This window comes from Novosphingobium sp. Chol11 (assembly GCF_945870625.1).
GTDB lineage: Bacteria > Pseudomonadota > Alphaproteobacteria > Sphingomonadales > Sphingomonadaceae > Novosphingobium.
Map to the genome: position 1 here is coordinate 1 of NZ_CAMBTS010000047.1, position 20,631 is coordinate 20,631.

Genomic DNA, 20,631 nt, shown 5'->3' on the forward strand with positions numbered 1-20,631 from the left:
CGAGTTCGACGGACAGGATTTGCTCGCGCTGGCGCCGCATGAGCGCGCCGCCGCAGGGCTGTTCCTTGGCTTCCAATACCCGGTCGAGATCCCTGGTGTCTCCAACGTGCAGTTTCTGCGCGAGGCCTTGAATGCCCAGCGCGGACACCGGGACGAGGCGCCGCTGTCGGGGGCCGAGTTTCTGCGGCTCGCGCGCGAGCAGGCCGGGATGCTTAAGTTCGACATGGAAATGCTCAAGCGGCCGGTCAACGTCGGCTTCTCGGGCGGCGAGAAAAAGCGCGCCGAGATGGTCCAGATGGGCATTCTTGCGCCCAGGCTCGCGATCCTGGATGAAACCGACAGCGGGCTCGATATCGATGCGCTGCGGATTGTCGGCGACGGGATCAACGCGATCATGCGCAAGGCCGACAAGGCGGTGATCCTGATCACGCACTATCAGCGCCTGCTCGATTATGTCGTGCCCGATTTCGTCCATGTGCTCGCGGGCGGGCGCATCGTCAAAACCGGCGGCCCCGAACTCGCGCTCCAGCTCGAGAGCGAAGGCTACGAGGCGGTGGCGGCATGAGCGCGCTGCTCGTTCTGGCTGCTGCCGCCGCGATGCCGCCCGCGTTCCATGGCGATTGGGCGCCGTCTGCTGCGGCCTGCGCCGACAAGTATGCGCGCCGCAAGGTAACGGGTCCGCTGAATACCGAAGGTGACTACTGGGGCGCTGTCAAATCGGTCGAGATCGTCGATGCGCAGCATATTGTCGTGCGCGAAGGCGACGACGATTTCGGCGTGGTGCTGACCATTGACTATCTCCTCGCGCCGGACGGCAAGACGCTGACCCTGCGCGTGCTGGACCGCAGCGGCAGCAAGAAGCCCGAAGCGCTGTTCCCGCTCGTGCGCTGTGAGACGCCGCATGAGTAGTCTGGCACTCCCCACCCGGCATGATGAGGCCTATCGCTATGCCGATATCGCCGCGCTGACCACGTTATGGCCGATCGCGCCGCAAAGCTTGCGCGTCGCCGCCGGAGAAAGCGGATCGCTGAGCATTGTCGCCGCCGCCTCCGGCAATGACGTGCGCGAGATCGCCGTGGTGCTCGAAGAAGGCGCGCGCTTCGATCTGCGCGTGCTCAATGCCGGCGCGGCCTATGGCCGGATCGGCGTGACCGTCGATCTGGGCAAGGGCGCGCAGTTCGATTTCGGCGCGGCGCAATTTGGCGCGGGCGAACAGACGCTCGAAATCGTGACGCAGGTCAATCATTTCGAGCCTGATGCGGTGAGCCGCCAGACCGTGCGCTCGGTCCTCGGCGGCCATGCCACCGGCACCTATCTGGGCAAAGTCCATGTTGCGCGCGGTGCCATCGGCACCGACGGATCGCAGTCGGTGCGCGCGATGTTGCTCGATCGCACCGCCACGGCCAATGCGCGGCCCGAGCTTGAAATCTATGCCGACGATGTGAAGTGCGCGCATGGCTGCGCGGTGGGCGAGCTCGATGCCGGGGGGCTGTTCTACCTCGAATCGCGCGGGCTGGCCCCGGCGGACGCCAAGAAGCTGATGCTGCAGGCCTTCATCGCCGAAGCCTTCGTAAGTGCGCCGGATGAAGAGGCTTTGACCGAAGCAGCGCTGAACGCGCTAGGAGCAATGCTGTGAACGACGTGCTGTATTCTTCCCCCCTCCCGCTTGCTGGAGGGGCCGGGGGTGGGCCTGATGCAGAGCTTACCGCTCTGCCCACCCCTAACCCCTCCCGCAAGCGGGAAGGGGACAACTGGCCCGGCCTCGTCAATCGCGATGGCAGCCGCTGGCATTATCTCGATACCGCTGCCACCGCGCAAAAGCCGCAAGTGGTGATCGATGCCATGGCGCGCGCGATGGGCGCGGATTATGCCACGGTGCACCGCGGAGTTTATTCCCGCTCGGCCGATATGACGCTGGCGTATGAAGCCGCGCGGCGCAAAGTCGCGGGCCTCATCGGCGGCGCTGAAAACGAGGTGGTGTTCACGCGCGGCGCGACCGAAGCGATCAATCTGGTGGCGCAGAGCTGGGGGCTGCATACGCTGAAGCCCGGCGACCGTATCCTGCTCTCGCAGCTGGAGCACCACTCCAACATCGTGCCCTGGCAATTGATCCAGCAGCAAACCGGCCTCGTCATCGATGTTTGCCCGCTGACGCCAGACGGCCAGATCGATCTCGATGCGGCAGAGGCGATGCTCACCCCGGCGCATAAGCTGGTTTCCTTGGCGCATATCTCCAATGTGCTGGGCAGCGTGCTCGATGCCCGCCGCGCCGCCGATCTGGCGCATGCCGTGGGGGCCAAGCTCCTGCTCGATGGGTGCCAGTCGGTCGCGCGCCTGCCGGTCGATGTCGCCGCGCTCGATTGCGATTTTTATGTGTTTTCGGGCCACAAGCTTTATGGGCCGACCGGGATCGGCGCGCTCTGGGCGCGGGCGGAATTGCTCGAAGCCATGCCGCCTTATCAGGGCGGCGGCTCGATGATCGACCGGGTGTCGTTCGCGGGCACCACCTTTGCCCCGCCGCCGCAGCGCTTCGAGGCGGGTACTCCCGCGATTGTTGAGGCGATTGCCTTTGGCGCGGCGGCCGATTTCGTGGCTGCCGCCGGGCTCGATGCGATCCATGCGCACGAGGCGGCGCTGGTTCGGCTGGCGCGCGCGGAATTGGGGCGGATGAACTCGGTGCGACTGTTCGGGCCGGAAAACGCCGCCGGCATCGTCAGCTTCGCGCTGGAGGGGGTGCACCCGCACGATCTCGGCACGATCCTCGATGAGGAAAACGTGGCGATCCGCGCCGGGCATCACTGCGCGCAGCCTTTGATGGACTATCTCGGCGTGCCCGCCACCGCGCGCGCCAGCTTTGGTATCTACAGCGATGAAAGCGATGTGGCAGCGCTGGTGCGCGGCATCGAGCGGACGATGAGGATCTTTGGATGAGCGATTTTGATATCGAAGAAGTGGATGGCGTGCAGCCGCCCCGCCGGGCGCGGGTCGATGATATTCCGGAGCCCGATGAAACTCCGGCGGCAGCGGCCCCGCGCCAACGCGATTACCTCGACGGGTTTCTCGCCGAAAAGCCAGTCGATCTTGCCCCCGGCGGGCCGGGCGGCGAGCTTTACGAGAATGTGGTCGCAGCGCTGCGCGAAATTTTCGATCCCGAAATTCCGGTCAACATCTATGATCTGGGCCTGATCTACGGTGTCGATGTGGGCGATGATGGTGCGGTGGTCGTCTCGATGACTTTGACCACGCCGCATTGCCCGGTCGCCGAAACGATGCCCGCCGAGGTCGAACTGCGCGTGGGCGCGGTGCCCGGGGTGCGCGATGCCGAGGTTAATCTGGTGTGGGATCCGCCATGGGATCCGGCCAAGATGAGCGACGATGCCAAGCTTGAACTGGGAATGCTCTGACCGCCCCCTATATAGGTGCTACCATGACCACTGAAACCAAGACCCGGTCCACTGCGCGCAAGCGACCCGCAGCTGTCATCCTCACTGCCCCTGCGGAGGCGCGGATTGCCAAGCTTATGGCGCAGGCCCCCGCCGATGCCATCGGCGTCAAGCTTTCCACCCCGCGCCGGGGCTGTTCCGGGCTTGCCTATTCGGTCGATTATGTCGCCTCGGCCGATTCGATGGATGAACGGATCGAAACGCCCGGCGGCACCTTCTTCATCGATGGCGGCTCGGTGCTCTATCTCATCGGCAGCACGATGGATTGGCAGGAAGACGATTTCACCGCCGGTTTCGTGTTTCAGAATCCGAACGCCAAGGGCAGCTGCGGTTGCGGTGAAAGCTTCACGATCTGACGGTTCACAGCCGCCGCAATTTGACCCGGGTCGGGGTTTGCACCACCTTGTCGACTTGCGCTCCGGCGAGCGGGCGGGTGAATTCAAGTCCCATGCGGTTGGGTTCTGACCAGCGAATGATTGCGCGGGTTATGATATCGCTGCCGAAATCGATTTCGACAAACTGGCCGACGCGGCCATCTTCCAGCGCGCCGCCTTCGAACTGACAGCCAAACGCAGATACATCAACCAGCCGCAGACCCGCCGCCCCGCTATGGATCGCGGCGCGGATCCGCTCAAGCCGGCGGCTGTCGCGGGTTGGCCCCCGCTCGGACATTCTGGCCAATGTTTGCATTATAACCCCCGTGTCTGCCCTTATGGTTTGGGGCAGAGACGGTAAATATTTCTAAGGCCGAGCATGGCTAACACCGGCTTAATCTTCGCCCTTGCAGGCATTCTCGCTCAAAAACACGAGCAGCGCGCGCTCAAGCGGGTCGGTCTCGCCGTCTGCGCCGATCAGGCCGTCGAGCCAGCCCTGCTCGGCCGGCGAGACTGCGCCATCGGCTTGCGCTTCGCCAAAGGTGTCGCGCGCCGCCGCGGCCGCGCGCGGGCGCTCAAAGCGGGCCATGCGCGTCAGAAACGAGCCCACCCGGCTGGTGTGATCGTTCATGAACGCTTCCAGTTCGGCGGCGCGTTCGCGCGTCAGGCCTTGCGCGGCCTGCCAGCCCTGAACGGCATTGCCCACGCCCTGCACAAACAGACGCTCCCATTCGGGCGCATTGACCGCGCCTAGCGAGGCATCCTTGACGCGGAACAGCATCTCAGCCTCGGCCTTGCTCACCCGGGCCGGGCCATCGCCGCCACTGGCGAAGATGATCCGTCGCAGCAATTGGCACTCTGTCTCGGTGATCGATCCGGCGTGCAGCGCGCCGCCATCGCGGGTCGGGCCGGTGCCGAAGACCACCGCGCGCTCGATCTGTTTGAGCGCATAAGCTTTCAATTCATCAGGCGTGCCCAATGCCTTTTCCATGACGCGGACGAGCAGTTCGAGCTCGGTCATCGAATCGAGCTGGCCGTCGCGGTCAAGCGCGGCGATCAGCCACGCGGACTTGGCCGGGCTGACATAGCCGCGCGGTTCGTCCGTGCGGAGCATATATTCGCACACCGCCTCGATCAGGAAATCGGTCCATTCGGGGCCCTTGTTCAAGACAAGGTCGTTGATCGTCAGGATGGCATCGGCCTCGTCGGGGTCGATCACCCCATCGGGCCATGCCGCGCGGCGCAATTGCAAAACTTCTTCGGCATCGATTTCGCCATTGGCGGCGGCTTGCTGGGCAATCGCGCGGAAATGCATCGACATAGGCTGGTTCCGGACTCTGGTTGCAGTCGAGCCCGTTCATACCCGGCAACGGTTTAATTCACCGTTACCCCCGCGTTGCCTCCTCTTTCACCGCAGATCGGGCGGGGTTGCCTCGCCGCGCAAAAACGCAATCGCCGCGTCCAGCGGCATGAACTTCTGCGCCTGCTCGCCCAGTACGCGGATCGCCACGGTGCCTTCCTCCGCCTCGCGCTTGCCCACCACCAGCAGGAACGGCACCTTCTGCAGCGAATGTTCGCGCACCTTGTAGTTGATCTTCTCGTTGCGCAGATCGCTTTCAACGCGGATGCCAGCAGCGCGCAATTGCTCGGTGGCGGCCAGCGCATAGCCATCCGCATCCGAAACGATCGTGGCGACCACTGCCTGCACCGGGGCCAGCCACGTTGGCAATTTGCCGGCATAATGTTCGATCAGAATGCCGATAAAGCGCTCATACGATCCGAAGATGGCGCGGTGGAGCATGACCGGGCGGTGCTTGTCGCCGTCCTCGCCCACATAGGCCGCGTCGAGCCGTTCGGGTAGCACGCGGTCTGATTGCAAGGTGCCGACCTGCCAGGTGCGGCCGATGGCATCGGTCAGGTGCCATTCGAGCTTGGGCGCATAGAACGCGCCTTCGCCAGGCAGCTCCTCCCAGCCGTATTGCGCTGTCGCCAGCCCGGCTTCGACCACCGCGGCGCGCAGCTCGGCCTCGGCCTGATCCCACATCTCTTCCGAGCCGAAGCGCTTTTCGGGGCGCAGCGCGAGTTTGATCGCATAGGTAAACCCGAAGTCGCGGTAGATCCGGTCGGCCAGCGCGCAAAATGCGCGCGCCTCGCTCACGATCTGGTCCTCGCGGCAGAAGATATGCGCATCATCCTGCGTGAACTGGCGCACGCGCATCAATCCGTGGAGCGCGCCGTGCGGTTCGTTGCGGTGGCAGCAGCCGTTCTCATAAAGGCGCAGCGGCAGGTCGCGGTAGGACTTGAGCCCCTGCCGGAAGATCAGCACATGCGCCGGGCAGTTCATCGGCTTCAAGGCCATCCAGTCGGCCTCGCCGCTGATCACCGGGCCTTCATCCTCGGTGTTGGGCACTTCGTCGGGGATGACGAACATGTTTTCGCGGTACTTGCCCCAGTGGCCGGACTGCTCCCACTGGCGCGCGTCCATCACTTGCGGGGTCTTGACCTCGCGGTAGCCCGCGCCGTCGATCGCGCGGCGCATGTAGGCTTCAAGCTCGCGGTAGATGCGAAAACCCTTGGGGTGCCAGAACACGCTGCCGTGGGCTTCCTGCTGCAGGTGAAACAGGTCCATCTCCGCGCCCAGCTTGCGGTGATCGCGCTTGGCGGCCTCCTCCAGCCGGACAAGGTGCGCATCGAGCTGCTTCTTGCTGAGCCAGCCGGTGCCATAGACGCGGCTGAGCATCGCCTTGCTCTGATCGCCGCGCCAATACGCGCCCGAAACCCGCGTCAGTTTGAATGCCGCCGGATCGAGCTTGCCGGTGGAGGCGAGGTGCGGACCCTTGCACATGTCGAGCCAGTCAGATCCCGACCAGTAGACCGTCAGTTCCTCATCCTCGGGCAGTTCGGCGGCCCATTCGGCCTTGAACGTCTCGCCCTGTTCCTGCCAGCGCGCGATCAGATCGGCGCGGGTCCACACCTCGCGGCGCAGCGGTTTATCGGCGGCGATGATGGCGCGCATCGCTTCTTCGATGGCGGGCAGATCGTCCTCGGTGAAAGCGCGTTCCTGCGGGGCGAAATCATAATAAAACCCGTCGTCCGTGCTCGGGCCGAAGGTGATCTGCGTGCCGGGAAACAGCGCCTGCACCGCTTCGGCCAGCACGTGCGCGAAATCGTGTCGCACCAGTTCGAGCGCGTCGGCCTCGTCCCGCGCAGTGATCAGCGCAAGCGCGGCATCGCCTTCGAACGGGCGCATGATATCGAACATCTCGCCATCGACGCGCGCGCCAATCGCGGCCTTGGCCAGCCCCGGGCCAATCGCTGCGGCAATGTCTGCCGGGGTGGTGCCGTGCGCCACTTCGCGGACCGATCCGTCGGGCAGGCTGATCTTGAACAGGTCTGACATCATGCTTCTCACAGGGGTGCTCTCGCCGCAAGCGGCGCGCCGGGAAACCGTATACCGGCGTTAACGCCGCTCTGGCAGAAACCGGCGCGCGCCGGAAGGGCATTGTCGGCCAGCGGTTGGAGGACCTCGCGCCAACCATCTGGTCGGGGACCAAAATGACGGGTTTGAGACGATGGCGGCTACGCGTCTTTAACCATTCGGAACCTACGTAGTTCTCCTATGGCAACCACCACTTCACCGACGCCGCTCTCGCGCGCCGCAGCCTTGCTTGGCGCCGCCTCATCGGTTGAGGCCAAGCGGCTGAAGGTCCCCGATCTTGGTGGTAAACGTTTGTTGAGCGCTATGGTTCACAGCTTCGAACGGCGCATCACCGGGGCGTTGCTGCTGATTCTGATCAGCATGATCAGCCTGCAGATCGTCTCGCAGCAGCGCGCGGTTGATCTGCGCAGCGCCAGTGCCAGCTATCGCGAATCCGTGGCGCAAGCAGATCATGTGCGCCAGCTTGGCGACGCGGTAACACAGTTCCGCCTCGCCGGAGCAGCGCTGGTCCAGCCGCGCAGCGAGGCCGAAGCCATCCTCAAGCGCGACCAACTCACCGATGCGGCCATCGCGATTGCCAATGGCCTCAACGACATCCGCGCCGAAGGTGATCCGTTTTACCGCGCGGCCAGCAACCAGCCGGTGTTTGGCCAGCTCGAAGCGGCGGTCTCAACCTTGCTTGAGGGCGCCCCCGGCAAGGCGTTCGGTCCGCACCGGCGCACCGCGATGGAGCGGTTCCATGTCCGGCTCGCCCGTGCCGTCAGCGAGATCGAAGCCGCGGTAAACGCGCGCCGCGACCGAAACTTCGCCAGTCTCGACCGCGCGGTCGATAGCTGGAATATGATGGTCGGGCTTGCGGGGCTTTGCATCATCATACTGGCGGCGGGGATCTGCTTCGATCTGATGCGCAACGTTCTCCCCGCGCTGCGGCGCATGCACGATGCGCTGCGGCGGCTTGCGGCGGGCGATCTGGAGGTTGCGATCGAACGCTCGCCGCTGCGCGAGATCAGCGAACTTTCCGATGCGCTCGAAACCTTTCGGCAAAACGCCCATGCCGTGCAAAGCCTCGCCTATACCGATCCCGCGACCGGGCTGCCCAATCGGCGCGCCTTTGTCGACAAGCTGGTCAAGATGCTCGGCTCCTCTCCGGCGGACCGGTTCGTGGTCATGCTCGGCGACGTTGACCGCTTCAAATATGTCAATGATGACTATGGCCACCCGGCGGGCGACCGCCTGATCTCGCTGATCGGCGAGCGGATGACCCAAGTTCTGGGGCCGAACGCCTTTGTTGCGCGGCTAGGCGGCGATGAATTTGCGGTCTGCCGCGCGCTGGGCGAGGCAGAGAACGCGGCGACTTTGGCCAGCGATCTCGTGGCGGCCATGCGCCTGCCGTTCAGCCTTGGCTGCTGCCAGATCGCGATCACCCTCTCGCTCGGCCACGTTGCGGCGGAGCGCGACGCGGCCGGCCATTGGAGCCCGGCAACCGAGAATGAATTGCTGCTGCGCGCCGATCTGGCGCTTTATGCCTCAAAGCACACGGGGCGCAATCGAGCGACCGCCTTTGGCAGCGAGCTGCTGGTCGAGCACGAGATCGAGCGCGCGCTGGAGCGCGATCTGGGCGAGGCGTTCGAACGCGAAGAACTGCGCATGGTCTATCAGCCGATCCACGCGGTGAACGGCTCGCCCGACGAGGTGGAGGCGCTGGTGCGCTGGAACCATCCACGGCACGGCGATGTGCCGCCCTCGCGCTTTATCCCGGCGGCCGAGCGCAGCGGGCTGATGGTGCCGCTCGGGCGCTGGATCTATGAGCGCGCGCTTTCCGATCTGCGTCAGTGGCCCGATCTGGAGCTCAGCATCAACCTTTCGCCGCTCCAGCTTCAGCAGGAAGGGTTCGTCGCGGCATTCCTCAGTTGCTGCGCGCGCAATGGCATCGATCCGCACCGGCTCTATCTCGAAGTGACCGAATCGGTCTCGATCGAGCGCAACCAGCGCGCGGTGATCACGTTGGAGCTCTTGCGCCAGGCGGGCTGCAAGATCGCGCTCGATGATTTCGGCACCGGCTATTCCTCGCTGTGCTTGCTGCGCACGTTCCAGTTCGACCGGCTGAAGCTTGACCGCGAGCTGATCGGCAATCTTGAATCCGATCCCACCAGCCGCGCGGTGTTCGATGCGGCGGTCACGATGGCTTTGCGCATCGGTGCTGAAGTGGTGGCCGAGGGCGTCAGCGAGCTTTCGCTGGTCGAGCCGGTGCGCCTCGCCGGGTGCACGCATTTGCAAGGTTATCATTATTCGCGGCCGGTCGAGGCCAGCGAAGTGACCCTGTATTATGCGCGCGCCAAAGCCGAGCGCGCCGCTGCCTGATCGAGCGCGGTCGCCAGCGCCCAGCCTGCCATCATGCAGATGAACGGCATCACCGGATAGTGAAAGCGCGATTGGCCTGAAAACACCATCGCGATGGCGCTGGGATAAAGCGCGATGCCATAAGGCACCAGCCACCAGTCGATGATGCGTTCGCGCGCGGCCCGGCGCGCGCGGACCATCAGCCAGCCGCCAAGGCCAAACAGCGCGAGCAGCGCGAAGTACCATAGCTGGTTTGCCGCACGCAGCGCCGTGAACGCCCAAGGTGCGGCCTTGTAGGCCGGCGATCCGGTTTCGTAAGCCCACACCCCTTCGCCATCGGGGCCCCACAGCCGCCACAGCTTCATCGGCATGAGCATCGCAAAGCGGCCCGGATGGTCCAGGATCCATTGTTTGCCCAGCCGCGCCGCCTCGGCGTCGTATTCCAGCTCGTCGAGATCGGTGCGCGCATCCAGCGCCTTGACCAGCGGATCATCGGGGGTGAACCCGCCGCGCGCGCTATCGTTGTTGCCGGTCAACAAGGTGATACCGCCATTGGTCGAGACCGGAATCCACGCGCCCAATTCGCGGTGATTGCGCAAAGTCCACGGCGCGACGACCAGCGCCGCACAGGCAAACAGGATCGCCGCGCGCCCGATAATGCCCGGAACACGCCGCAAAACATTGCCTTCGCGCCACAGGCCAATGGCAAATATCAGGGGCACCACGATCAAGGTCTGCGTCTTGACCAGCATCGCAAAGCCGAACACCGCGCCTGCCAGCACCAACCGGAGCACACCCTTGCGCGCAATCAGCAGCCAGCACCCGGCGAGCAGCAGTGTGGTATAAAATACCTCGGTGAGCGCGAGCGGCACATAGAGGATCGAATTGGGATAGACGGCCAGCAGCAGCAGCGCGGTGCGCCCGGCCAGTTCCGACCCGAAGATCCGCCTCCCCAGATCGAGCGTCAGCCAGCCGGCGATCAGCGCGCAGGCCAGATTGAACAGGCCGACGGTCACCGTCGATGTCCCCAGCAGGCGGAACGCCGCGTTGAGCGCCAGCGGCCAGCCCGGCGGCCAATAGGCTGTCGGCACGCCTTGATTGCTGAGATACCCCAGCCCCCGCGCCAGCATATCGGCGCGCGCATAGTACCAGTCGGCGTCGGAGCTTGGCGTCACATCGAGCGCAATTGCGGCTGCGCGCAGACCGGCGAAAACGGCAAACAGCAGAAGGAGCGCGCTGCGGCTTTGGCCGAACCAGACGAGCAGGCGGGAAAGGCGATCGGGCATGGCCGATGTCTAGCATGCGCGGCCGATGATGCCAGAGGAGCGCGCCAGAAGGCTGTGGTTGTTCACATCCCTGCGCGAGAGGTCTAACACGGCGCGATGGATATCGAAGCTGCCGCCCCGCTCGCCTGGTTTGATGGCCCCGATGGACGCAAGATTGCGCATCGCTTTTTGCCGGGCATGGCCCCGGCGGTGGTGTTCTTGCCAGGCTACAAGTCTGACATGAGCGGCGGCAAGGCGCAGGCGCTGCTGCGCTGGGCCGCCGCGCAAGGCCGCGCCTGTCTGCTGCTCGATTATTCGGGTTGCGGCCAGAGCAGCGGCGATTTTTCAAACGGCACGTTGTCGCGCTGGCGCGACGAAGTGGTCGCCCTGATCCGGGCCAAAGGCATCAGCCGCGCAGTTCTGTGCGGATCGAGCATGGGCGGCTGGCTCATGCTGCTGGTGGTAGAAGCATTGCCTGATGTGGTGGCGGGCTTGGCCGGGCTCGCCCCAGCGCCCGATTTTACCGATTGGGGCATTGCCCCCGGCGATGCCGCCGCGCTTTGCGCCGGCCAGATCGTCTGGGCCGAAAATCCCTATGGGCCGGAGCCGACGCCGACTTATCCCGGCTTCTGGGCGGACGGGCAGAAGCAGCTGCGGCTGGGCGGCGAGATCGCCTTCAGCGGCCCGGTGCGGCTGATCCATGGGCAGGCCGATGGCGATGTACCGTGGGAGATATCGCTGCGGCTGGCGCGCGCGCTGCGTTCATCCGATGTGCAGGTGCACCTGATCAAGGATGGCGATCACCGGCTCTCGCGCCAAGGCGATATCGCGGTGCTGCTGGCCACGCTCGGCGAACTGCTGGCGCTGGCCGGTTAAGGGCCGAAAAAAAGGCCGAGAATAAGGATCGCTGCTTGTTCATTTTCGCTCTGCCCGATCTGCCCCTGCCCATTCTGGCGCGCGATCCTGCGCCGGATCGCGCCGCGTTGATGCAGGTCGGCCCCAATCCCTCGCCGCGCGGGGCATCGCCGCTGCCCATCCCGCGCCGCCGGGCGCCCGCCGATACCGCTCCGACCACCGCGCCCGCGCGCCAGCCGGGGCGGCTGACCCAATGCCTCGCCGCTGCCAAGACCGATCCGGCTGCCGGGCTGGCCGCCGCGCGGGCCTGGCTGGCAGAAAGCATCGCCGCCGATGCGCGCGTCGCGGCCCGGCAATGCCTCGGCCTGATCCTCGCCGGGCAAGGCGATTTCGCCGCAGCGGAATCGACGTTTGCCGCCAGCGCGGCCGATATGGCAGCGGGTCTGCCCGCCGCCAAAGTGCCGATGCTGGCGCTCGCGGGAAGTTCGGCGCTGCACGCGGGATCGGCCGAGCGCGCGCTCGGCTGGTTTGATCAGGCGCTGGCGCTCAAGGAAGGCGCCGACCCGGCAACGCTCGGCACGATGCAGGCGGATCGTGCGCGCGCGCTCGTGGCGCTGGGCCGGATGGACGAGGCGGGCCCCGCGCTTGCAGAGGCGCACCGGCTCGCACCCGATCACGCCGAAGGCTGGCTGCTTTCGGCGACACTTGCGCGGCGGGCAAAGGATCTGGTCCAGGCGCAGCACGACATCGAAATCGCCGCGCGGCTCGATCCGCGCGATCCCGCGATCGGCCTCGAAGCAGGCGTCATCGCGGTGCTCGATGGGCGTGATGAACCCGCGCGGCGCTCGTGGGAATCGGTGATCACGCTTGCGCCGGGGAGCGATGAGGCCGAAGCCGCGCAGAACTACCTTGACCAGCTTGGCCCAAAACCGGCATCACCTGTGCCTGCTGCTGCGGAGAAACGCCCATGAAGCTATCGGTGCTCGATCTCGTTCCGATCCGCGAAGGCGGCACGACCAGCGAGGCGTTTGCCGAGGCGGCGCTGCTGGCCCGCACGGCCGAGGATCTGGGTTACACGCGCTACTGGGTTGCCGAACATCATGGGATGATCGGGCTGGCCGGCGCGGCGGTCGCGGTGGTGCTGGCGCATGTCGGCCACGCCACCTCGCGCATCCGGCTGGGCGCGGGCGGGGTGATGCTGCCCAATCACAATCCGCTGGTGATTGCCGAACAATTCGGCGCGCTCGATGCCTTGTTTCCGGGGCGGATCGATCTGGGGCTAGGCCGCGCGCCGGGCGGCGACCAGCGCATCGTGCGCGCGCTGCGCAAGGATGTGAACCGCGCATCCGAAGATTTCCCGTCCGATGTGGTCGAGCTGCAGCTGCAGTTTCAGGGCGATCCCCGCCTGCCGTTGCAGGCGACCCCGGGGATTGGCGCAAACCCCGCGTTGTGGATTCTGGGATCGAGCCTGTTCGGCGCGCAGCTCGCGGCGATGCTCGGCCTGCCTTATGCCTTTGCCTCGCACTTCGCGCCCGATCATCTCGATGCCGCGCTGCGTCTGTATCGCGAGCGGTTTCAGCCATCGGAAGTGCTGGACCGGCCTTATGTGATGGCCGCGATCAACGTGATCGCCGCCGATAGCGACGACGAGGCCGCGCTGCTCGCCAGCTCGATGGACCAGTCCTTCGTGCGCCTGCGTTCGGGCGATCCGGGCAAGCTGCCGCCGCCGGTGCCCGGATACCGCGAGAGCTTGCCGCCGCCCGCCGTTGCCATGCTCGAAAACCTGCGCCGCGTCAGCGCGATCGGCAGCCCCGCCACTGTGCGCGACAAGCTGCGCGCGTTTGCGGATCGCACCCAGGCCGATGAACTGATCGTCGCGGGCGCGACGTATGACCCCGCGCTGCGCCGCCGCTCGCTCGAACTGACGATGCACGCGGTGCAGCCGCTGGCACAGCCGGTGGCGGCATAATCGCCGCGCCGTTGCTGCGTAGTCACGGCAGCGTCAGATCACCGCTCTGTAACCCGCGTGCGCTAGCTTGCGAACAAACAGATCAGGCAGATCGGGCGATCGTCCTTAGAAACGCTGCGGAGCAGGACCCATCATGACCACCTCGCCATTTGCCGAAGCGCCGCTCGCAGACCTTCTTGCGGCCCGCTTCGCGGTGTCGCTGCTGCCCGAAGAGGCGGCCGATTTCGATGCGGCGCGGATCGCCGAAGCGGCGCGGTTCACGCTGGCGGCGGCGGCGCAGCGCGAAGGGTCTGCGCCTGCCATTGCCATCGAAAGCATGAGCGAGGCGGGCAACCGCTATCTGCGCATCGCGGTGATCAATGATGACATGCCGTTTCTGGTCGATTCGATGGCGGGCGCGATCACCGCGCTCGGGCTCGCCATCGACCGGCTGATCCATCCGGTCGTGGCGGTGCGGCGCAACCCTGCCGGGGCGCTGCTGGCGCTGCCCGAAGGCGATGCGATTGGCGAGCGCCGCGAATCGATGGTCTACATGGAAACCGAACGTGTCGATGCGCGGGTGCGGCGCGAGCTATCCGCCGCGCTGCAGGCCACGCTTGCCGATGTTCATGCCGCCGTGGCCGATTGGCCGCGGATGCAGGCCGCGATGCAGGAGGATGCGCGCACTCTGGCGCATCAGGAAGGTGCGGCGCTACTGCGCTGGCTGGCCGATGGCATGCTGACCCAGCTTGGCCATGTCGTGCGCCGCAGAGATGGGAGCAGCCACGCCGCGCTCGGCATCTGCCGGGCCAGCGCGGCCCCGCTGCTCGCCGATGCCTCGTATGCCCGGGCCTTTGCCTGGTTTGATCGCGGCGGCGAACGCGGCGTCGAGGCACCGCGCGCGCCGCTGATCGTCAAGGCCAATCGCATCGCGCTGGTGCATCGGCGCGTGCCGCTCGATCTGTTCATCGTGCCAGTGCTCGAAGCCGGGCAGGTTGTCGCGCTCTCGGTCCACGCCGGCGTGTGGACCAGCGTCGCGCTGGCCACACCGCCTGACCGCATCCCGCGCATGCGCAGCCAGCTTCAGGGATTGCTGGACAAGTTCGGGCTCGGCACCACCGGGCATGGCGGCAAGGCGCTGGTTCATGCGCTCACCGCGCTGCCGCACGATCTGCTGATCAGCTTCGCCGACGCCGATCTGGAGCGCATCGCGACCACGATGATGAGCCTGCTCGATCGGCCACGCGCGCGGCTGGCGCTGGTCGAAGTGCCGCTGGCGCGCCATCTGCTCGCCTTCGTCTGGCTGCCGCGCGATGTGCAATCGACCGAGGTGCGCTTGCGGGTGCAGGCCATGCTGGAAAACGCGACCGGCGCGGACGTGCTCGATTGGAGCCTGTCGGTCGATAGCAGCGCGCTGGCGCAGATCCGTTTCGTGCTCGATATTCGTGAAGGCGATGGCGCGGTCGATGAAGCCGATCTCGATGCGGCGCTGCAGACCATGGTGCGCGGCTGGGGCGCGGCGGTCGAGGCGGAGCTGGCCAAGGGCGATGACCCCAGCCGGGGCGCGGCGCTGGCCGCGCGCTATGCCGATGCCTTTCCGGTGGGATACCGCGCCGCTTATGGCCCGGCAGAAGCCGCCGAAGATATCCGCGTCCTGCGCGCGCTGACCGCCGCCGGCGCGCCGCGCCGCGCCGCGCGGATGCACCGGCTGCGCGGCGAGGAGGGATTGCGCCTCAAGCTCTATCAGCGCGAGGGCGCCATCGTCTTGTCCGATGCGGTGCCGGTGCTCGAAAACTTCGGCTTTCGCGTGCTTGAGGAAATACCGACCGCGCTCGACAAAGGGCGGCTTGGCTTCATCCATGATTTCCTCGTCGCGCTGCCCGCCGGGGTCGATGCTGCTGCGCTCGTCGGGCGTTCGCGGCAAATCGAGGATGCGCTGGCCGCCGTGCTCAATGCCGAGGACGAGGATGATCCGTTCAACCGGCTGATCGTGGCCGCCGCGCTCACCCGGCGCGGGACCAACTGGGTGCGCGCGTGGTATCGCTATCTGCGCCAGGCGGGCCTCAATTTCTCGATCGCCACGGCGGTCGATGCGCTCCGCAATGCGCCGCAGGTGACGCGCGGGCTGGTCGGGCTGTTCCTTGCGCGACATGATCCGGCGTTCGCCGGCGGCGGCGCTGAGGCCGATCGGGCAGAGGGCGAAGCCAAATACGCCGAGCAGATCCGCGCCGGGCTGGCCGGGGTTGCCGCGATCAACGACGACCGGCTGCTGCGCGCCTTTCGCGCGCTGGTCGAGGCGATCTTGCGCACCAATGCCTTTGCCCCCGCGGCGGCCGAGGCGCTTGCGTTCAAGATCGATTCGGCGCTGGTGCCCGGCTTGCCGCGCCCGGTGCCGTGGCGCGAGATCTTCGTTTACAGCCCTCGGGTCGAGGGCATCCATTTGCGCGCCGGGCCGGTGGCGCGCGGCGGGCTGCGCTGGTCCGACCGGCGCGATGATTTCCGCACCGAAGTCTTGGGCTTGATGAAAGCGCAGCGCGTGAAAAACGCGGTGATCGTGCCGACCGGGGCCAAGGGCGGATTCTATCCCAAGCAACTGCCCGATCCATCGCGCGACCGCGAGGGCTGGCTTGCCGAAGGCAAGGCGAGCTATCAGGTGTTCATCCGCACGCTGCTCTCGCTCACCGACAATATCGTCGCCGGCAAAGTCGTCCACCCAGCAGGCGTGGTCATCCGCGACGGCGAGGATCCCTATTTCGTGGTCGCCGCCGACAAGGGCACCGCGACATTCTCCGACACGGCCAACGCGATTGCGGAGGAAGCCGGCTTTTGGCTCGACGATGCTTTCGCCAGCGGCGGCTCGAAAGGGTATGACCACAAGGCGATGGGCATCACCGCCAGGGGCGCATGGCTTTCGGTGCAGCGCCATTTCCGCGAGATGGATCTCGATGTGCAAAGCCAGCCGGTGCTGGTGGCGGGATGCGGCGATATGTCGGGCGATGTGTTCGGCAATGGCATGCTGCTGTCAAAATCGCTCAAGCTGGTCGCCGCGTTCGATCATCGCCATGTGTTTTTCGATCCCGCTCCCGAACCGCAGGTGAGCTGGAACGAGCGCGCGCGGCTGTTTGCGCTGCCCCGGTCGAGCTGGGATGATTATGACAAGGCATTGATTTCGCGCGGCGGCGGCGTTTTTTCGCGCGCGCTGAAGCTTATCCCGCTGTCGGACGAAGTGCGCGCCCTGCTGGGCGTGACGGCGGCCGAGCTCGATCCCGAAACGCTGATCTCCGCGATCTTGCGCGCGCCAGTCGATCTGCTGTGGTTCGGCGGGATCGGCACGTATGTGAAGGCAGCGGGCGAAAACAACATTCAGGTCGGCGATCCGGCCAATGATGGCCTGCGCGTCGATGGCGGCGAAGTGCGCGCCCGCGTGATCGGCGAGGGGGCCAATCTGGGCATCACCCAGGCCGGGCGCATCGAGTTTGCGCTCGCTGGCGCGAGCGGTCGCGGCGGGCGGATCAACACCGATTTCATCGACAATTCCGCTGGGGTCGATTGCTCGGATCACGAGGTCAATATCAAGATAGCGCTCGCTTCGGCCAAGCGCGAAGGGCGGATTGACGAGCCGGGCAGGGTCGAGCTGCTGGTCGCGATGACCGACGAAGTCGCGCATCTGGTGCTGGAGGATAACCGCCTGCAGGCGCTGGCGCTGTCCATCGCCGAGCGCGCCGGGCCGCGCGCCGCGCCCGCATTTGCGCGGCTGGTCGATGTGCTGGAGGAAAGCGGCGATCTGGATCGCAAGACCGAAGGATTGGCCGGGAGCGAGGACATGCTGCGCCGCGCCGCCGCCGGGCACGGCTTCACCCGCAGCGAACTGGCCGTGCTGATGTCCAGCGCCAAGCTGGTGCTGCAACGCGCGCTCGAAGAAAGTGCGGTGGTCGATGATCCCGCGCTGGCCGATGAATTGTCCGCCGCTTTTCCTTCGGCGATGCGCATGCGCTTTGCGCAGGATATCACGCAGCACCGGCTGCGCCGCGAGATCATCGCGACCCAGATTGCCAACCGCATGGTCAATCGGCTGGGACCGGTCCATCCGTTCGAACTGGTTGAGGAAGAAGGCGCCAGTCTGGCCCAGGTGGCGGCCGCGTTCATCGCCGCCGAGCGCCTGCTCGATGTACGGGCCATCTGGGATCAGCTCGATGTCGCCGCCATGCCCGAGCAGACCCGCCTCGCGCTTTATGCGCGGGTTGCCGAGGCGCTGCGCGGCCACATCGGCGATGTGCTGCGCGCGGCGCGCGGCCATCTGGTGCCCGGCGTGCTGATCGCCGATCTCGCGCTGCGTGTCGGCGAGCTTTCCGCCGCGATGGACGACGTGCTCCAGGGCGAAGCGAAAGTTCAGGCGCAGCGGCTGGCGCGGGATCTCGCCGTTGCCGGCGCGCCCGCCGATGTCACGCGGCGGGTCGTGCATCTGGCCGAAATGGGCGGCGCGATCGGCCTTGCGCAACTGGGGGGCGAGCAGGGCTTTGCCATGGTGACGCTCACCGCTGCGTTCTCTGCGCTCGGCGCTGCGCTCGGGCTCGATTGGGCGCAGCAGGCGGCGGCGGGCATGCACCCTTCGGACCCATGGGAGCGTTTGCTGGTGGCGGGCCTCGCGCGCGATTTTCAGCAGATGCGGCTCGATTTCCTTGCGCGCGCCGAGGGCCGCGATCCCGAGGCTTTTGCCGCAAGGTGGCTTGCCGATCAGGCCGCAGCGGTGCGCATTTTCCGGGCGCTGACCGGGCGGGCGCAAGCCACCGCAGCGGTCGCCCCGGCGATGCTGGCGCAGATCGCCAGCCAGGCGCGCGCGTTGCTGGCGAGGTAGGGGGTTGGCTCCGCAGGACAAAGTGCGGCTGAGCGGTTGACGGATGCCTGAAATTGTCCAATCCGGCGCGCAGGATAAAGGATGCGCGCATGGACCGGGCAGATGTGGTGATTGTGGGGGCCGGGCACGGCGGGGCGCAGGCCGCGATGGCGCTGCGGCAAAATGGGTTTGCCGGGTCGATCCGGATGATCGGCCGCGAAAGCGAGCCGCCTTACGAACGTCCGCCACTCTCCAAGGAATATCTGGCCCGCGACAAGCCGTTCGAGCGGCTTTACATCCGTCCGCTGCAGTTCTGGGCGGATAAGCACATCGACATGATGCTGGGCCGCGAAGTGCTGAGCCTCGATGCGGGGGCCAAGTCGGTCACGCTGGATGATGGCTCGGCCATTGCCTATGGTTCGCTGATCTGGGCCACAGGCGGCGATCCGCGCCGGCTGACATGTGCGGGGGCCGATCTGGCCGGGGTCCATGCCGTGCGCACGCGCGCCGATGTCGATCAGATCATGCATGAGCTTGATGCCGGCGCACGCCGCGCGGTGGTCATTGGCGGCGGCTATATCGGGCTCGAAGCGACAGCGGTATTGATCAAGCTGGGCTGCGAGGTGACTTTGCTCGAAGCCTTGCCGCGCGTGCTCGCGCGCGTGGCGGGAGAACCGCTTTCGGCGTTCTTCGAGGCCGAGCACCGCGCCCACGGCGTCGATCTGCGCACCGGCGCGATGGTCGATTATCTGGTTGGCGCCGACGGCAAGGTGACGGGCGTGCAACTGGCCGATGCCACCGTGCTGCCTGCCGATCTGGTGATTGTCGGCATCGGGATTGTTCCAGCGGTCGCGCCGCTGCTGGCGGCCGGGGCCGAGGGCGGCAACGGGGTGATGGTTGATGCCTTTTGCCGCACTTCGCTGCCCGATGTCTACGCGATCGGCGATTGCGCGGCGCATGCCAGCGCCTTTGCCGAAGGCGCGGTGATCCGGCTCGAATCGGTCCAGAACGCCAATGACATGGCGACGACGGCGGCCAAGGCAATCTGCGGCGCGCCAGTGGCCTATCATGCCACCCCATGGTTCTGGTCGAACCAGTACGACCTCAAGCTCCAGACGGTCGGCCTCTCCACCGGGCATGATGCGGCGGTGCTGCGCGGCGATCCGGCCACGCGCAGCTTTTCCGTGATTTACCTGAAAGCGGGCAAAGTCATCGCGCTCGACTGCGTCAACATGGTCAAAGACTATGTGCAGGGGCGCAAGCTGGTCGAGACCGGCGCGCAGATTGCTCCTGCGTTGCTGGCGGACGCCGCCGTGCCGCTCAAGGAGATGGCCTGATTTTCGCCAACTGATCCAATGCCCATTGCGCGGCTTCGACCAGCACCGGGTCGGGATCGGCGAGCAAGGCCTGAACCGGGGCCACCAGCGCCGGGTCGCCGCTGTTGCCCGCCGCGATCAGGCAATTGCGCACCATCCGCGCCCGCCCGATGCGCTTGATCGGCGATCCGGCAAACACGCGGCGAAATCCGGCGTCATCGAGGCCAAGCAAATCGGCAAGGCGCGGCGCGGCCAATTCGGCACGGGGCAGGAATGCGGCATTGGCGGCGGCGCTTTGGGCAAAACTGTTCCACGGGCAGACCGCGAGGCAATCGTCGCAGCCATAGATGCGATTGCCCATCGCCGCGCGGAATTCGGGCGGGATCGGGCCTTTGTGTTCGATCGTGAGGTAGGAAATGCAGCGACGCGCATCGAGCATGTAGGGCGCTGGAAAAGCATCGGTCGGGCAGGCATCGTGGCACGCCCGGCAAGAGCCGCAGCGATCGGCATGCGGCACATCGGGGGGAAGCTCAAGCGCGGTGTAGATCGCGCCAAGGAACAGCCACGAGCCGTGCGTGCGGCTGACCAGATTGGTATGCTTGCCCTGCCAGCCGATACCGGCCGCCTCGCCGAGCGGCTTTTCCATTACTGGCGCGGTATCGACGAACACCTTGAGCGCGGCGTCTGGGGCCTCGGCCACCAGCCAGCGGGCGAGCGCTTTCAGGCCCCGCTTGATCACGTCATGGTAATCGCCGCCCTGCGCGTAAACCGAAATGCGCGCGCGCTCGCCCACCTCGGCCAGCGCCATCGGATCGTT

The 20,631-nt window shown here is 66.2% G+C and carries 17 protein-coding genes; 12 read left to right on the forward strand and 5 right to left on the reverse strand.

From position 1 onward, the window contains the following. The 6 genes from sufC to Q0O40_RS09290 form a co-directional block, all read left to right on the forward strand. Positions 1-565: Fe-S cluster assembly ATPase SufC (sufC, locus tag Q0O40_RS09265; protein ID WP_295528938.1), on the forward strand; the 565-nt coding region annotated here is incomplete at its 5' end. Further along, complete coding sequence (locus Q0O40_RS09270) at positions 562-909, forward strand: hypothetical protein (RefSeq protein WP_295528940.1); 348 nt, start codon at positions 562-564, stop codon at positions 907-909. The genes sufC and Q0O40_RS09270, both read left to right, overlap by 4 nt. After that, on the forward strand, positions 902-1,636 hold the full coding sequence (locus tag Q0O40_RS09275) for a SufD family Fe-S cluster assembly protein (protein ID WP_295528943.1): 735 nt from the start codon (positions 902-904) through the stop codon (positions 1,634-1,636). Before Q0O40_RS09270 ends, Q0O40_RS09275 begins: the two co-directional genes overlap by 8 nt. A 74-nt stretch (positions 1,637-1,710) precedes the next feature. Next, the gene (locus tag Q0O40_RS09280) at positions 1,711-2,931 is read left to right on the forward strand and encodes a cysteine desulfurase (RefSeq protein ID WP_295528969.1); all 1,221 of its coding nucleotides are present in this window, start codon (positions 1,711-1,713) and stop codon (positions 2,929-2,931) included. Further along, the gene (locus Q0O40_RS09285) at positions 2,928-3,404 is read left to right on the forward strand and encodes an SUF system Fe-S cluster assembly protein (RefSeq protein ID WP_295528945.1); all 477 of its coding nucleotides are present in this window, start codon (positions 2,928-2,930) and stop codon (positions 3,402-3,404) included. The genes Q0O40_RS09280 and Q0O40_RS09285 overlap by 4 nt, the downstream gene beginning before the upstream one ends. Before the next feature lie 23 nt (positions 3,405-3,427). Further along, complete coding sequence (locus Q0O40_RS09290) at positions 3,428-3,799, forward strand: iron-sulfur cluster assembly accessory protein (RefSeq protein ID WP_295528947.1); 372 nt, start codon at positions 3,428-3,430, stop codon at positions 3,797-3,799. Between the two features lie 4 nt (positions 3,800-3,803). Here the strand turns inward: Q0O40_RS09290 and Q0O40_RS09295 are convergent, their stop codons facing one another. From Q0O40_RS09295 to thrS, 3 genes are all read right to left on the reverse strand, one after another. Next, positions 3,804-4,133, reverse strand: coding sequence for a hypothetical protein (locus Q0O40_RS09295; RefSeq protein WP_295528949.1), 330 nt, complete (start codon positions 4,131-4,133; stop codon positions 3,804-3,806). A 78-nt stretch (positions 4,134-4,211) separates the two neighbouring features. Next, a complete protein-coding gene (locus tag Q0O40_RS09300) occupies positions 4,212-5,138 on the reverse strand; it encodes a hypothetical protein (protein ID WP_295528951.1) in 927 nt (308 codons plus the stop codon). A gap of 87 nt (positions 5,139-5,225) precedes the next feature. Continuing rightward, positions 5,226-7,217, reverse strand: coding sequence for a threonine--tRNA ligase (gene thrS, locus Q0O40_RS09305; protein WP_295528971.1), 1,992 nt, complete (start codon positions 7,215-7,217; stop codon positions 5,226-5,228). A gap of 219 nt (positions 7,218-7,436) precedes the next feature. Between thrS and Q0O40_RS09310 the strand changes: the two genes are divergently transcribed. Then, positions 7,437-9,617 carry a bifunctional diguanylate cyclase/phosphodiesterase gene (locus Q0O40_RS09310; protein ID WP_295528953.1) on the forward strand — a complete coding sequence of 727 codons (2,181 nt, stop codon included), beginning with the start codon at positions 7,437-7,439 and terminating at the stop codon, positions 9,615-9,617. On the opposite strand, the gene Q0O40_RS09315 is transcribed toward Q0O40_RS09310, so the two are convergent. After that, entirely contained in the window at positions 9,581-10,882 is a 1,302-nt protein-coding gene (locus tag Q0O40_RS09315) for a glycosyltransferase family 39 protein (RefSeq protein ID WP_295528955.1), read from the reverse strand. The two genes, Q0O40_RS09310 and Q0O40_RS09315, sit on opposite strands and share 37 nt — an antisense overlap. Before the next feature lie 96 nt (positions 10,883-10,978). On the opposite strand from Q0O40_RS09315, the gene Q0O40_RS09320 reads away from it, so the two are divergent. From Q0O40_RS09320 to Q0O40_RS09340, 5 genes are all read left to right on the forward strand, one after another. After that, entirely contained in the window at positions 10,979-11,737 is a 759-nt protein-coding gene (locus Q0O40_RS09320) for an alpha/beta hydrolase (protein ID WP_295528957.1), read from the forward strand. 35 nt (positions 11,738-11,772) lie between these two features. Continuing rightward, positions 11,773-12,687, forward strand: coding sequence for a hypothetical protein (locus Q0O40_RS09325; RefSeq protein WP_295528959.1), 915 nt, complete (start codon positions 11,773-11,775; stop codon positions 12,685-12,687). Next, the gene (locus Q0O40_RS09330) at positions 12,684-13,685 is read left to right on the forward strand and encodes an LLM class flavin-dependent oxidoreductase (RefSeq protein WP_295528961.1); all 1,002 of its coding nucleotides are present in this window, start codon (positions 12,684-12,686) and stop codon (positions 13,683-13,685) included. The genes Q0O40_RS09325 and Q0O40_RS09330 overlap by 4 nt, the downstream gene beginning before the upstream one ends. Before the next feature lie 133 nt (positions 13,686-13,818). After that, the gene (locus tag Q0O40_RS09335) at positions 13,819-18,519 is read left to right on the forward strand and encodes an NAD-glutamate dehydrogenase domain-containing protein (protein WP_295528963.1); all 4,701 of its coding nucleotides are present in this window, start codon (positions 13,819-13,821) and stop codon (positions 18,517-18,519) included. Positions 18,520-18,608: 89 nt separating this feature from the next. After that, a complete protein-coding gene (locus Q0O40_RS09340; protein ID WP_295528965.1) occupies positions 18,609-19,835 on the forward strand; it encodes an NAD(P)/FAD-dependent oxidoreductase in 1,227 nt (408 codons plus the stop codon). Here the strand turns inward: Q0O40_RS09340 and queG are convergent. Continuing rightward, on the reverse strand, positions 19,819-20,631 hold an 813-nt coding region (gene queG, locus Q0O40_RS09345), incomplete at its 5' end, for a tRNA epoxyqueuosine(34) reductase QueG (RefSeq protein ID WP_295528967.1). The genes Q0O40_RS09340 and queG overlap by 17 nt on opposite strands.